Origin of the sequence: uncultured Methylibium sp. (genome assembly GCF_902826655.1) — a bacterium.
Taxonomy (GTDB): domain Bacteria; phylum Pseudomonadota; class Gammaproteobacteria; order Burkholderiales; family Burkholderiaceae_C; genus Methylibium.
Map to the genome: position 1 here is coordinate 95,442 of NZ_CADEFR010000007.1, position 12,828 is coordinate 108,269.

Genomic DNA, 12,828 nt, shown 5'->3' on the forward strand with positions numbered 1-12,828 from the left:
CGCGCTGCGGCTTTGAAACACTGCCCGCCTGCGCGAAACTCATCGCGTCGGCGCGGTGCCCGCGCCCGTCACCGAAGGTCAGACCATGCCCACCTACGAAGAGAGACGTGCCGAGCTGCGCAAGCAGGCGCTCGAGTACCACGAGTTCCCGACCCCGGGCAAGATCGCGATCGCGGCGACCAAGCAGCTGATCAACCAGCGCGACCTGGCCCTGGCCTATTCGCCCGGCGTGGCCGCCGCTTGCGAAGAGATCGTTGCCGACCCCGTCAACGCCTACCGCTACACCTCGCGCGGCAACCTGGTGGCCGTGGTCACCAACGGCACGGCAGTGCTGGGCCTGGGCAACATCGGCCCGCTGGCCTCCAAGCCGGTGATGGAAGGCAAGGGGGTGCTGTTCAAGAAGTTCGCCGGGATCGACGTCTTCGACCTCGAGCTCAACGAAAACGACCTCGACAAGCTGGTCGACTGCATCGCCGCGCTGGAGCCGACCTTCGGCGGCATCAACCTCGAGGACATCAAGGCGCCGGACTGCTTCTACGTCGAGCGCAAGCTGCGCGAGCGGATGAAGATCCCGGTCTTCCACGACGACCAGCACGGCACGGCCATCGTCGTCGGCGCGGCGCTGATCAATGGACTCAAGGTCGTCGGCAAGGACATCCGCGAGGTCAAGCTCGTGACGTCGGGCGCCGGCGCCGCCGCCCTGGCCTGCCTGAACCTGCTGATCAAGCTGGGCCTGCCGCGCCAGAACATCTGGGTCACCGACCTGGCCGGCGTGGTCTACGAGGGCCGCACCGAGCTGATGGACCCGGACAAGGCCGAGTTCGCCCAGCCCACCGCGCACCGCACCCTGGCCGAGGCGGTGGCCGGCGCCGACGTGTTCCTGGGCCTGTCGGCGGGCGGCGTGCTGCGGCCCGAGATGGTCGCGAAGATGGCGAAGAAGCCGCTGATCTTCGCGCTGGCCAACCCGACGCCGGAGATCATGCCCGAGGAGGTGAAGTCGGTGCGCGACGACGCCGTCATGGCGACCGGCCGCACGGACTACCCGAACCAGGTCAACAACGTCCTGTGCTTCCCCTACATCTTCCGCGGGGCGCTGGATTCGGGCGCGACCACGATCACGGTGGAGATGGAGATCGCCGCGGTGCACGCGATCGCCGAGCTGGCGCAGGCCGAGCAGAGCGAGGTGGTCGCTGCCGCCTATGCCGGGGCGACGCTGTCCTTCGGCGCCGAGTACCTGATCCCCAAGCCCTTCGATCCGCGCTTGATGATGAAGATCGCGCCAGCGGTGGCCCGCGCCGCCGCCGAGTCGGGCGTGGCCACGCGGCCGGTCAAGGACTTCGACCTCTACCGCGAGAAGCTGCAGGCCTTCGTCTATGCGTCCGGCACGACGATGAAGCCGATCTTCAACGTCGCCAAGCGCGCCAAGAACAAGCGCGTCGCCTTCGCCGAGGGCGAGGAAGAGCGCGTGCTGCGCGCGGTGCAGGTGGTGGTCGACGAGGGGCTGGCGCATCCGACCCTGGTCGGGCGGCCCGCGGTGATCGCCCAGCGCGCCGAGCGTTTCGGCCTGCGGCTGGTGGCAGGGCGCGACTACGAGGTCGTCAACGTCGAGAACGACCACCGCTATCGCGACTACTGGCAGACCTACCACCGGCTGATGGCCCGCAAGGGCGTCACCCAGCAGTTCGCCAAGATCGAGATGCGGCGTCGCCTGACGCTGATCGGCGCCATGCTGCTGCACAAGGGCGAGGTCGACGGCATGCTGTGCGGCACCTGGGGCACGACCAGCACGCACCTGGCCTTCGTCGACCAGGTGATCGGCTTGCGCCCCGGCGCGAAAACCTACGCCTGCATGAACGGCCTGATCCTGCCCGGCCGCCAGGTCATGCTGGTCGACACCCACGTCAACTACGACCCGAGCGCCGAGCAGCTCGCAGAGATCACGGTCATGGCCGCCGAGGAGATGAAGCGCTTCGGGCTGGTGCCCAAGGCCGCGCTGCTGAGCCACTCCAATTTCGGCTCCAGCAACCAGCCGTCGGCGCTGAAGATGCGCGACGCGCTGGCATTGGTGAAGGAGCGCGCGCCCTGGCTCGAGGTCGACGGCGAGATGCACGGCGACACGGCGCTGGACCCGGCTCAGCGGGCGTCGCAGATCCCGGACAGCAGCCTGACCGGCGAGGCCAACCTGCTGGTGCTGCCGAACATCGACGCCGCCAACATCTCGTACAACCTGTTGAAAACCGCCGCCGGCGGCGGTATCGCGATCGGCCCGGTGCTGCTGGGGGCCGCCAAGCCCGTCCACATCCTGACCCCGTCGGCGACGGTTCGGCGGATCGTCAACATGACAGCGCTGACGGTGGCCGACATCAACGCCTTGCGCTAGCCCCGCGCCATGGCACGAGTCCACGGATGTCGCCGACCAAGGTCCAAGAAAAGCCAGTCCTTCTGGCGGAGTTTGCGCACGCAAACTTGAGGCTTAAAGCCCTGCCGGGTTGCTGAAATTTGAGGCAAACCCTTGAGGTTTGCGCCCCGTCTCGGTACCATACGGGCTTCGAATTTCAGGGATAACCCGTGGTCTTCACCGGTCGGTCACACCGGGGTTCTGCCTGGCGTCTCGGGACTGTCACCTTGCTGGCAGCGACTGTCGCAGTCGCTGCCCTGTGGGGCCCGACAGCCTCGGCGAAGGACAGCAACCGAGCGGCCGGCACGGTGTCGTTGTCGACACTGCCGCAGGAGGCTCAGGCCACCCAGCGGCTGATCCAGGTCGGCGGGCCCTTCCCCTATTCGAAAGACGGCACCGTGTTCGGGAATCGGGAGCGCCTGCTCCCGAATCGCAGCCGCGGCTACTACCGCGAGTACACGGTCCGCACGCCAGGGTCTCGCGATCGGGGGGCCCGGCGGATCGTGTGTGGTGGGGCACAGCGCACCACACCCGATGCCTGTTATTACACCGACGATCACTACGCGAGCTTCCGCCTCATCGCGCAGTGAGATCCGCCACCAACAAGGAACGAGGGGGAACTCGACCATGATGCCGCTGCAGACAGTCCGCCCCAACATCGTGCAGGCCATCCGCGCGTTCCGCGTGGAGGACCTGCAACTCGCCGCGCAAGACCTCGGCCAGCACTTCCTGTATGCGAACCTGGGCAATGCCCAGTCCAAGCAGGACGTGCTCGAGGGCATTGCCGATGCCTTCATGTTCCCCAGCCACTTCGGCAAGAACCTCGACGCCCTGTTCGACTGCATGACCGACCTCGTGCACAAGTCGGGCAGCCAGCCGGGTTTCGTCGTCGTGCTGGAGCAGTTGCCCGACAACCCCAAGTTCGATCGCGAAGCCCGCGAGCAGTTGCTCGACGTCTTCCGTGACGCTGCAGACTTCTGGGGGGAACGAAAGATACCCTTCAGGTGCTTCTATTCTTTTCAGTAGCCCGCTCCCCGGAACTCGGGCAGGGAGAGCGGGTAGTGGAAGCCCAGAACGACACCAAGCCGGCCAAGGTGCCAGCCGGCACGATCAGCGTGCAGCTGCCCTTCATGAGCAGCGCCTTCGACACCGCCGGCTGGCTGGTCGCGGCCTGACGACGTCGCGCTGACGGAACGACGGGCCCTGCGGGGCCCGTTTTTCATGCGGCGTCGGCTGCCAGTGCGACGTACTCCGCGACCGGCACCTCCTCGGCACGCCGCTGGACGTCGAAGGCGCCGCCGTAGCCGCGTGCCTCGAGCCAGCGCCCGAGCGTGTGCCGCAGCAGCTTGCGTCGCTGCGAGAAGGCGACGGTCACCAGTTCCCCCAGCAGCAGCGGATCGATCGCCGGGCCGCCCGCGGCGGGTAGCGGCTGCATGCGAACCACCGCCGAGTCGACCCGCGGCGGCGGCTCGAAGGCCTCGGGCGGTACGTCCAGCACCGACTCGATGTCGTAGCGCCACTGCAGCATCACCGACAGCCGCCCGTAGTCCTTGCAGCCCGGCGATGCCGCCATGCGCTCGACCACTTCCTTCTGCAGCATGAAGTGCTGGTCCTCGACCTGCCCGGCCACCGGCAGCAGGTGAAAGAGGATGGGCGTGGAAATGTTGTACGGCAGGTTGCCGACCACCCGCAGCGGCGCGCCGGCCGACGTGGCCAGCGCCGCGAAGTCGACCTGCAGCACGTCGGCCTCGATGACCTGGAGCTCGGGCCGCTTGCGCAGCCGCGCGGCGAGGTCGCGGTCGAGCTCGATGACGGTCAGACGCCCGCAGCGGGCCACCAGGGGATCGGTCATCGCGCCGAGGCCGGGCCCGATCTCCACGAGCGGCTGGCCGGGCCGGGGATCGATCGCCGAGACGATGCGCTCGACCAGGGCGGTGTCGGTCAGGAAATGCTGCCCGAACCGCTTGCGCGGGGCGTGATGCCCCCCGGCCTTCGTCACTGCGGCGGCTCGCGCATCTCGACGTAGGCCCGCGCCCGCACTTCGCGCGCCCAGTCGGCATAGGCGCCCTCGAACCGCTGTTCGCGCAGTACGTTGCGGGCGATCTCGCGTTGCTGCTTGCGGTCGACCGGGATGTTGCGACGTTCCAGCACCTGGATCAGGTGCACGCCGAAGCGCGACACCACCGGCTCGGACAGCTGGTTCAGCGCCAGCGCCTTCATCGCCGTCTCGAACTCGGGCACGAACTGCCCGGGCGAGGCCCAACCCAGCTCGCCGCCCTGCGGCGCGCTGCCGTCCTCGGAGTTCTCGCGCGCCAACTGGCCGAAGCTGGCGCGGCCGGACTCGACCTGCTGCCGCAGCTCGCGCAGCCGTGCGATCGCCGCCTGCTGGCTCAGCTGGGCCGACGGCCGCAGCAGGATGTGGCGCGCGCGGGTCTGCTGCACCAGCATGCCGCCGTCGCGACGCTCCAGCACCTTCAGCACGTGGAAGCCGGCCCCGGAGCGCAGCACCTGCGGCACGACCGTGCCGCCGCGCAGGTCGCGCACCGACTCGGCGAACAGGTCGGGCAGGCGGTCCAGCGACCTCATCCCGAGCGCCCCGCCCTGCTCCTTGGGGCCGTTCGACAGCTCGGCGACGATGCGCGCGAAGTCCTCGCCACCGCGCGCCCGCTCGAGCGCCTTCTCGGCCACCTGCCGGCGCTGGGCCACGTCGGCGTCGCTGGCGCCCTCGGGCACCGCGACCAGCACCTGCGCGACGTTGAACTCGGCTGGCGCGATGCCGCTGGCCCGGCTGGCCAGCAGCGACTCGACCTCGGCATCGCTGATCTTGATCCGGCTCTGCACCTCGCGCTCGCGGATGCGTTCGACCAGCATCTGGTCGCGCAGGTTGTTGCGGAAGCGCGCGAAGTCGATGCCGTCGGCCTGCAGGCGCTGCCGCAGCTCGGCCAGCGAGATGCGGTTCTGCAGCGCGACGTTGTTGACGGTGCGGTCAAGCTCGGGGTCCTCGATGCGCAGGCCGCTGTCGCGTGCCGCGCTGAGCTGGGCGCGCTCCTCGATCATCGTGTCGAGCACCTGGCGGCGCAGCTCGTCCTCGGCCGGCAGCGTGCGCCCGCTCTGGGCCGCTTCGCGCCGCACCGACACCAGCCGCTGCTGCACCTCGGCGTTGGTCACCAGCTCGCGATCGACGACGGCGACGATGTAGTCGGCCGAGCGCGGCAGGCTGCGGGCGGCCTGGGCCAGCGCAGCAGTAGCCGGCACGGCCAGGGACAGGCACAGGGCCAGGCGGCCACAGGCTCGCAGGGGACGGGCGATCGACGGCATCTTGGGGCGGCTCAGGGGCTCGACAGGGCCGGGGCGACGACGGGACTGTCGTCGCGCAGCAGGCGGTAACCGGGGATATTGTCCCTCAGCACCCTCAGGGGGTTGGAACCGAGGCGCGAGAGCCCGACCAGTTCCAGTTGCAGCAGCAGTCGGGTGGTCGCCTCGCTGCGGCCGGTGGACAGCCGCTCGGCGACGATGCGACCGATCCAGCAGCCGCTGTCGTACTCGAAGCCGACGATGGAGTCGGTGATGCGCGAGTCGCGCCGGCTGTAGTTGATGCGCCCCACGCTGTACCAGGCGCCGGGGCAGCCGGTCGGGGCCGCGGCGCGCCCGCCGCGCGACACGCCGTCCAGCGCCAGCGCGTCGCGGGCCTCGACGGCCGCCGCGTTCTCGCGCGCCGCGCCATTGAGCGGCCACTGCCAGCCGAGCTCGAGCTGCTCGCTGGCGTTGCGCGTGTAGCGGTAGGTCGCGTTGATGGTGCGGAAGGGACCGGGCGAGTAGCGCGCGCCGAGGATGGAGCGCACCGTGCGGCTGATGTCGGCGTTGTACTGCAGCGTGCCGTCCAGCGACCAGTGCGGGATCAGGCTGGTGCCGCCCAGCAGCAGCAGGTCCGACCAGCGCTGCGTCACCGGCATGCCGTCGGGCGTGATGCGCTGCGGCCGCAGCAGCAGCCGCTGCGCCAGGCCCAGCCGCAGCGCCTCGGCACCGGTCCGGCGATCGAGGAAGCGCGTCGTCACGCCGGCGGTCAGCTGGTTCGCGTCGGAGACGCGATCGACGCCCGAGAAGGCGTTGTCCGCGTAGATCGACGTGAAGTTGAAGTCGTTGCCGGCGCTGTCGAAGTTGGGCAGGCCGGTCTGGTCGCGGTAGGGCGTGTTGACGTAGAGCAGCCGCGGCTCCAGGGTCTGCGTCAGCGCGCGACCGAAGGCCGTGCTGTCGCGCTCGAAGATCCACGCGCTGTCCAGCGCCACCGTGGGGATCACGCGCGTGCTGCGCGTGCGCCCGTCGGCGAGCGGCTGCTCGAGGTCGTAGCTGGCCGCGTTGAACGACAGCCGCGGCGTCAGCGTCCAGCCCTCGGCGCCGATCGGCGACCACGGGCGCGCCAGCGAGCCCAGCGCGTGCACGCGGTCGCCGCGCTGCAGGCTGCGATCGTCGTTGGTGAAGCGGTTGGCTTCGGTCTCCCAGGACCACTCGAACCCGCCCTGCGCGCCGCGCTGGCGCACGCCGACCTGGGGCTCGCGCTGGTAGGGCGCGACGATGCGACTGGTCGGGTCGATGTCCTGCAGCACCTGCCAGCGCCGCACGCCCCCGTAGACCAGCGTGTCGCCCCAGTGGCTGTCGAAGCGCCGCCGAACGTAGCCGTCGGTCGGCAGCAGGCGCGGTGTGAGGCTCGGCAGGCGGTGCGAGAAGTCCTTCCAGTAGTCGTCGTCGGACGCCCGCTGCAGCGCCAGCCCGTAGTCGACGAGGCCGACGCCGGGGCCGTCCCAGCGCGCCTCGTGGCCGAGGTTCAGCGACCAGCGCGAGCGGTTCGCCACGCGATCGTCGGGCAGCATGTAGGTCTGCACCACGCCCTGGTAGCCGGGCTCGAGGTAGCGGAACTCGGTGCCGAGCGCCGCGCCGCGCCGCGTCAGCACGGTGGGCGTCAGCGTGGCGTCGCGGTTGGGTGCGATGTCCCAGTAGTAAGGCGCCGCCACTTCGACGCCGCTCTTGTTGTCGATGTTGAAGCTGGGCGGCAGCCAGCCGGACTTGCGCTTGTCCGACAGCGGGAAGCTCAACGTCGGTGCCGCGAGGATGGGCACGCCATAGAAGCGCAGCACCGCGCCTTCGGCCCGGCCTTCGTCGGCGGCGGTGTCGAGGACGACGCGGTCGGTGCTCAGGAACCAGGCCGGATCGGGCGCCGGGCAGCTGGTGTAGGTCGCGCCGTAGGCGATGCCGCGGGACTCGTCGAGGAAGTCGAAGCGCTGCGCGCTGCCGCCGGCGTTGGTGCGGCCGAAGTGGTAGCTCGGCTCGAGGAAGTAGCCCTCGAAGCGCTGCACCTTCAGCTGCAGTTCCGGACCACGGAAGGTGTTGCCGCCGCGCTCGATCTCGACGTTGCCGGTAGCGCGGGCGATGTCGCCGGCCTGACGGTACTCGATGCGATCGGCCTTCATCGTCAGCGGCCCGCGCTTGAAGCGCACCGAGCCCTCGGCGATGGTCTCGAGGTCGGGGCGGCCGAACAGGCGATCGGCCTCGATGACCACGGGCTCGCCGGACTCGTCGCCCTTGAGCGTCGGGACGAAGCGCGCTGCGGCATCGGGCGGCAGTCGCAGACCCGGGCCTTCGGCGCCGGCCTGCGCCAGCGCGCTCGCGGACCAGGCCCCCGCATGCGCCGCGAACAAGGCCCCCACCACCGGTCGCAAGGGCCACGTGCGGCCCCGGGGCGGGGCGGGCAGGGCGCGATCGTAGGTCGGCACGGGCGTGGCGGGATGAGGAGGGACGCGCCGTGCGGTCACTGCCGCAGGCAGCGCCACCGCGGCGCCGGCAGGCAGATGCGGTTTGTAGAATCGATTATTCCACGCGGTCCCGCGTCCGCTGCTGCGGCCAACCCCGGTGCCGCCGCCTTCCTCCCCTCTGTCGCCCGCCATCTTGAACGCCACGATCCGCTGGGCCGACCCGGCCCGCGAGCAGGCCTTCGTCGCCTGGCTCGCCGCGCAGAGTGCGCGCCACGCGCTCGATCCCGGCAGCCTCCGTCCGGCCAGCGCCGATGCGAGCTTTCGCCGCTACTTCCGCATCGACGGCCGCGACGGCTCGCGCATCGTGATGGACGCGCCGCCGACGCACGAGGACTGCCGCCCCTTCGTGCAGGTCGCGGGCCTGCTGCGCGGCGCAGGACTGAACGCGCCCGCACTGCTGGACTGGGACGAGGCGCACGGCTTCCTGCTGCTGGGCGACCTCGGCGCGACGACCTACCTGCAAGCCCTGACCGGCGGGCCGGCGGCGCTGACGCCGGCCGAGGCCTCGCCGCTCTACCTGGCGGCGCTCGACACGCTGGTCCGGCTGCAGGGCATCGCCGCGGCCGGCCAGGTGCCGGCCTACGATCGCGCGCTGCTGCAGCGCGAGCTCGACCTCTTTCCCGACTGGTACGTCGCGCGCCATTGTGGTCAGGTGCTGGACGATGCCGAGCGCACGCAGCTCGCGCGCAGCTTCGACCGCATCCTCGACGTCTGCACGGCACAGTCCGCCGTGCTGGTGCATCGCGACTACCACTCGCGCAACCTGATGGTGGCCGCCGACGGCGGCCCGCCCGGCGTGCTCGACTTCCAGGACGCGGTCTGGGGCCCGGTCGCCTACGACCTCGTCTCGCTGCTGCGCGATGCCTACATCGAGTGGGACGAGGAAGTGCAGATCGACTGGGCCGTGCGCTACTGGGAGCGTGCCCGCAAGGCCGGCGTGCCGGTGGCAGCGGACTTCGGCGACTTCTGGCGCGACTTCGAGTGGATGGGCCTGCAGCGCCACCTGAAGGTGCTGGGCATCTTCGCGCGCCTGTACCACCGCGACGGCAAGGACGGCTACCTGAAGGACCTGCCGCTGGTGTGGCGCTACGCGCACCGCGTCGCCACGCGCTACAACGGCCTGGGCGGGCTGGCGCAGCTGCTCGAGCGCCTGGCCGGCACGCAGCGCGAGGCCGGCTACACGTTCTGAGGCGCCCCCGGGCAGGCCGGCGTCGCGCAACCGGCGGCCTGCAGCCACGGGTCCTGGTCCTCGCCGCCGAAGGTCTCGATCAGGAAGTCGACGAAAGCGCGAGTGCGCGTCGGGATGTGCTTGCGCGTCGGCATCGCCGCCCACAGCGTCGCGCTCCACAGGTGCCACTCCGGCAGCACGCGCTCGAGCGCATGCTCGAGCAGCGCGTCCTCGATGACGAAGCTCGGCAGCCCGGCGATGCCCAGACCGGCCAGCGCGGCCGCGTACATCGTGTCGATGTGCGAGGTGCTCAGCAGCGGATGCGGCCGGTCGGTGGTGTAGGTCTCGCCGCCCGGCTCGTCGTCGCCCCAGGGGCCGCGGAAGAACTCGATGCCGCGCTGCAGCTCGGCGAAGGGCGGCAGGATGGGCCGGTGCGTGGCGAGGTCGCGCGGATGCTGCGGCCGGCCGTGGCGCTCCAGGTATTCAGGCGCCGCACAGGTGATCACTTCCGACCGCGCCAGACGCCGCGCGACGAACTCGCCCTCCAGCGGCTTGCGCACCGACAGGATGGACACGTCGTAGCTCTCGTCGACGGTCTCGACGGCACCGGGCGCAGCGATCTCGATCGACACCTGCGGGTACTTGGCGAAGAAGCGCGGCAGGTGCTTGGCCAGCTGGTGCACGGCCAGCGCCGGCGAGGTCAGCACCCGCAGGTGGCCGCGCGGTTCCTGCACGGCCGAGCTGGTCAGCGCCTCGGACTCGTCGATGTCGGCCAGGATGCGCCGCACCTTGTCGAGATAGGCCTCGCCGATCTCGGTCAGCGCGAGACGGCGCGTCGTGCGGTTGATGAGGCGCGCGCCTAGGTGGTCCTCGAGCTCGGCGACGAGCCGCGTCACCGCCGCCGGCGACAGGCGCAGGGCGGTGGCCGCGCCGTTGAAGCTGCCGGCGTCGATCACGCCGGCGAACACCCGCATCGCTCGCAACTGGTCCATGCCGCGATGATGCCGCGAAGCGGCGTGCCCGGCGGCCTGGGGCACACTCGGATGTCCTCGCCGCCCCTGCCGCCCGTGCCCCGTTTCCACGTCGACCTGCCGCTCGCCCCCGGGCTCGAGGCGGCGCTGCCCCCGCCGGTCGCGCGCCATGTCCAGGTGCTGCGGCTGCAGCCCGGCGCCGCGATCACGCTGTTCGACGGACGCGGCAGCGACTGGGCGGCCGACGTGCTGCGCATCGGCCGCAGCGAGGTGACGGTGCGCGTCGGCGAGGCCTCGCCGGCCAGCCAGGTCGAGCTGCCGCTGGCCGTCACGCTGGCGGTCGGCATGCCGGCCAACGAACGCATGGACTGGCTGGTCGAGAAGGCCACCGAACTGGGCGTGCACGCGATCCAGCCGCTGGTCTGCGAGCGGTCGGTGCTGCGCCTGAGCGGCGAGCGCGCCGAGCGCAAGCTCGCGCACTGGCGCGGCGTTGCGGCGGCTGCCTGCGAGCAGTGCGGCCGCAGCCGCTTGCCATTGCTGGAGCCCGTGCTGCCCTTCGATGCCTGGCACACCGCCTTCGCGAGCGGGTCCGTCGCCACCGGCTTCGTCCTGAGCCTGGGGGCCGCCACGCAGCCCTACTGCGAGGCGCTCAAGCCGGCGTTGCACGCGGGCCGTGGCCTGCTCTTCCTCAGCGGTCCCGAAGGCGGGCTCAGCCCCGCCGAGGACGCCGCAGCCCGCACGGCCGGCCTGCTGCCGGTGACGCTGGGCCCGCGCATCCTGCGCGCCGAGACCGCCCCGCTGACGGCGCTGGCGGCGATCGCGGCGCTGTTCGCCTGAGCCGCGCTGGCCCGCGACCCTGTCAGGGCTGACAGTGGTGACCGTCACACGCGGCCCGCACAATGGGCTGCTCGGATCCCCCTTCTAGGAGACTGCCATGGGCTTGTTGGACTCGGTCATCGGCGCCCTCGGGGGCGCCCAGGGAGGCCAGGGTGGCGGCCAGGGCGACGCCCTGCAAGCCATCATCGCGATGCTGGCGCAGGGCAACGGGCCAGGCGGCGGCGGGCTCGGCGGCCTGATGCAGCAGTTCCAGCAGGGCGGGCTGGGCGACCTGGTCGCCTCATGGGTCGGCACAGGCCAGAACCTGCCGGTCTCGCCCGGTCAATTGCAGGACGTGCTGGGCAGCGACATGCTGGCGCAGTTCGCGCAGCAGCTGGGGCTGTCGCAAGGCCAGGCTGCTGACCAGTTGTCGCAGCTGCTGCCGCAGGTGGTGGACCGGCTCACGCCCAACGGCCAGCTGCCCGATGCCGGCGGGCTGGGCGATCTGGGCAGCGTGCTCGAGCGCTTCAGCAGACCCTGATGCCCCACCCCCGTTGCGGCTGCGCCGCTCCCCCTCCAGGGGGCGCCGCTGGCGGACCGGCGAAGCCGGTTCCGCGGCGGCTGCTGGGTTGACCCTCGCCGCCTACTTCTTGCGGAACTTGCGCAGCGCCGCCAGTTGCGCCGCCAGCGACAGCAACTCGTTCTGGATCGCGGCCTGGTCGAGTTCGCTCTTGGCGTTCTTGAGCGCCTCTTCGGCCGCCTTCTTCGCCTCCATCGCCTTGGCCTCGTCGAGGTCGGCGCCGCGGATCGCGGTGTCGGCCAGCACCGTCACGCGATCCGGCTGGACCTCGAGGATGCCGCCGGCCACGAACACGAACTCTTCCTGGCCGTTGTCGGCGCGCTCGACGCGCACCGCGCCCGGCTTGATGCGCGTGATCAGCGGCGTGTGACGCGGATAGATGCCGAGCTCACCCATCTCGCCGGGCAGCGCAACGAACTTCGCCTCGCCCGAGAAGATCGAGGCTTCGGCCGAGACGACGTCGACGTGGATGGTTGCCATCAGGATGCTCCGCGCCGCTTACTGCAGCTTCTTGGCCTTCTCGAAGGCCTCGTCGATGGTGCCGACCATGTAGAAGGCCTGCTCGGGCAGCGAGTCGCACTCGCCGGCCACGATCATCTTGAAGCCGCGGATGGTTTCCTTCAGCGGCACGTACTTGCCCGGCGAGCCCGTGAAGACCTCGGCCACGTGGAAGGGCTGCGACAGGAAGCGCTGGATCTTGCGCGCGCGCGACACCGCGAGCTTGTCCTCCGGCGCCAGCTCGTCCATGCCCAGGATCGCGATGATGTCGCGCAGTTCCTTGTAGCGCTGCAGCACGGCCTGCACGTCGCGGGTCGTCTTGTAGTGCTCTTCGCCGACGACGTTGGGGTCGATCTGGCGCGAGGTGCTGTCCAGCGGGTCGACCGCCGGGTAGATGCCCAGCGAGGCGATGTCGCGCGACAGCACCACGGTCGCGTCCAGGTGCGCGAAGGTGGTCGCGGGCGACGGGTCGGTCAGGTCGTCCGCCGGCACGTAGACGGCCTGGATCGAGGTGATCGAGCCGACCTTCGTGGACGTGATGCGCTCCTGCAGGCGGCCCATTTCCTCGGCCAGCGTCGGCTGGTAGCCCA

At 70.7% G+C, this 12,828-nt stretch carries 11 protein-coding genes and 1 pseudogene; 6 read left to right on the forward strand and 6 right to left on the reverse strand.

From position 1 onward, the window contains the following. The first annotated feature begins 85 nt into the window (after positions 1 to 85). The 3 genes from QZV97_RS05415 to QZV97_RS05425 all read left to right on the forward strand — a co-directional run bounded on the left by QZV97_RS05415 (position 86) and on the right by QZV97_RS05425 (position 3,424). On the forward strand, positions 86 to 2,380 hold the full coding sequence (locus QZV97_RS05415; RefSeq protein ID WP_295639658.1) for an NADP-dependent malic enzyme: 2,295 nt from the start codon (positions 86 to 88) through the stop codon (positions 2,378 to 2,380). 275 nt (positions 2,381 to 2,655) lie between these two features. After that, positions 2,656 to 2,988 carry a ribonuclease gene (locus tag QZV97_RS05420; RefSeq protein WP_295639701.1) on the forward strand — a complete coding sequence of 111 codons (333 nt, stop codon included), beginning with the start codon at positions 2,656 to 2,658 and terminating at the stop codon, positions 2,986 to 2,988. 37 nt (positions 2,989 to 3,025) lie between these two features. After that, positions 3,026 to 3,424, forward strand: a complete 399-nt coding sequence (locus QZV97_RS05425) for a barstar family protein (protein ID WP_366558891.1) — start codon at positions 3,026 to 3,028, stop codon at positions 3,422 to 3,424. 193 nt (positions 3,425 to 3,617) lie between these two features. Here QZV97_RS05425 and rsmA read toward each other — a convergent pair whose 3' ends face one another. From rsmA to lptD, 3 genes are read right to left on the reverse strand one after another with little or no spacing between them, the layout of a single operon-like run. Next, positions 3,618 to 4,397: a 16S rRNA (adenine(1518)-N(6)/adenine(1519)-N(6))-dimethyltransferase RsmA gene (gene rsmA, locus QZV97_RS05430; protein WP_295639661.1), complete on the reverse strand. Its 780-nt coding sequence runs from the start codon at positions 4,395 to 4,397 to the stop codon at positions 3,618 to 3,620. Then, complete coding sequence (locus tag QZV97_RS05435) at positions 4,394 to 5,716, reverse strand: peptidylprolyl isomerase (protein WP_295639664.1); 1,323 nt, start codon at positions 5,714 to 5,716, stop codon at positions 4,394 to 4,396. The genes rsmA and QZV97_RS05435 overlap by 4 nt, the downstream gene beginning before the upstream one ends. 11 nt (positions 5,717 to 5,727) lie before the next feature. After that, positions 5,728 to 8,166, reverse strand: coding sequence for an LPS assembly protein LptD (gene lptD / locus QZV97_RS05440; protein ID WP_295639668.1), 2,439 nt, complete (start codon positions 8,164 to 8,166; stop codon positions 5,728 to 5,730). A gap of 172 nt (positions 8,167 to 8,338) precedes the next feature. Here lptD and QZV97_RS05445 point away from each other — a divergent pair, with 172 nt between their 5' ends. Beyond that, a complete protein-coding gene (locus QZV97_RS05445; protein WP_295639672.1) occupies positions 8,339 to 9,394 on the forward strand; it encodes a phosphotransferase in 1,056 nt (351 codons plus the stop codon). Here the strand turns inward: QZV97_RS05445 and QZV97_RS05450 are convergent. Further along, a complete protein-coding gene (locus QZV97_RS05450; RefSeq protein WP_295639675.1) occupies positions 9,382 to 10,365 on the reverse strand; it encodes a LysR family transcriptional regulator in 984 nt (327 codons plus the stop codon). The two genes, QZV97_RS05445 and QZV97_RS05450, sit on opposite strands and share 13 nt — an antisense overlap. Positions 10,366 to 10,416: 51 nt before the next feature. Here QZV97_RS05450 and QZV97_RS05455 point away from each other — a divergent pair, with 51 nt between their 5' ends. Together QZV97_RS05455 and QZV97_RS05460 are read left to right on the forward strand one after the other, a co-directional pair. Continuing rightward, a complete protein-coding gene (locus QZV97_RS05455; protein ID WP_295639678.1) occupies positions 10,417 to 11,181 on the forward strand; it encodes a 16S rRNA (uracil(1498)-N(3))-methyltransferase in 765 nt (254 codons plus the stop codon). Between the two features lie 97 nt (positions 11,182 to 11,278). Further along, entirely contained in the window at positions 11,279 to 11,701 is a 423-nt protein-coding gene (locus QZV97_RS05460; protein WP_295639682.1) for a YidB family protein, read from the forward strand. Between the two features lie 102 nt (positions 11,702 to 11,803). Here QZV97_RS05460 and QZV97_RS05465 read toward each other — a convergent pair whose 3' ends face one another. Then, positions 11,804 to 12,220: a F0F1 ATP synthase subunit epsilon gene (locus tag QZV97_RS05465; protein ID WP_295639686.1), complete on the reverse strand. Its 417-nt coding sequence runs from the start codon at positions 12,218 to 12,220 to the stop codon at positions 11,804 to 11,806. Positions 12,221 to 12,238: 18 nt separating this feature from the next. Further along, positions 12,239 to 12,828: pseudogene (locus QZV97_RS05470) on the reverse strand (F0F1 ATP synthase subunit beta); the annotation flags it as partial.

What these genes read in the sequence shown, in the direction of transcription:
- QZV97_RS05455 (WP_295639678.1), top strand. Translation starts at nt 10,417, where the DNA reads ATGTCCTCGCCGCCCCTGCCGCCCGTGCCCCGTTTCCACGTCGACCTG.
- QZV97_RS05425 (WP_366558891.1), top strand. Translation starts at nt 3,026, where the DNA reads ATGATGCCGCTGCAGACAGTCCGCCCCAACATCGTGCAGGCCATCCGC.
- QZV97_RS05460 (WP_295639682.1), top strand. Translation starts at nt 11,279, where the DNA reads ATGGGCTTGTTGGACTCGGTCATCGGCGCCCTCGGGGGCGCCCAGGGA.
- QZV97_RS05435 (WP_295639664.1), bottom strand. Translation starts at nt 5,716, where the DNA reads ATGCCGTCGATCGCCCGTCCCCTGCGAGCCTGTGGCCGCCTGGCCCTG.
- QZV97_RS05415 (WP_295639658.1), top strand. Translation starts at nt 86, where the DNA reads ATGCCCACCTACGAAGAGAGACGTGCCGAGCTGCGCAAGCAGGCGCTC.
- QZV97_RS05465 (WP_295639686.1), bottom strand. Translation starts at nt 12,220, where the DNA reads ATGGCAACCATCCACGTCGACGTCGTCTCGGCCGAAGCCTCGATCTTC.
- QZV97_RS05450 (WP_295639675.1), bottom strand. Translation starts at nt 10,365, where the DNA reads ATGGACCAGTTGCGAGCGATGCGGGTGTTCGCCGGCGTGATCGACGCC.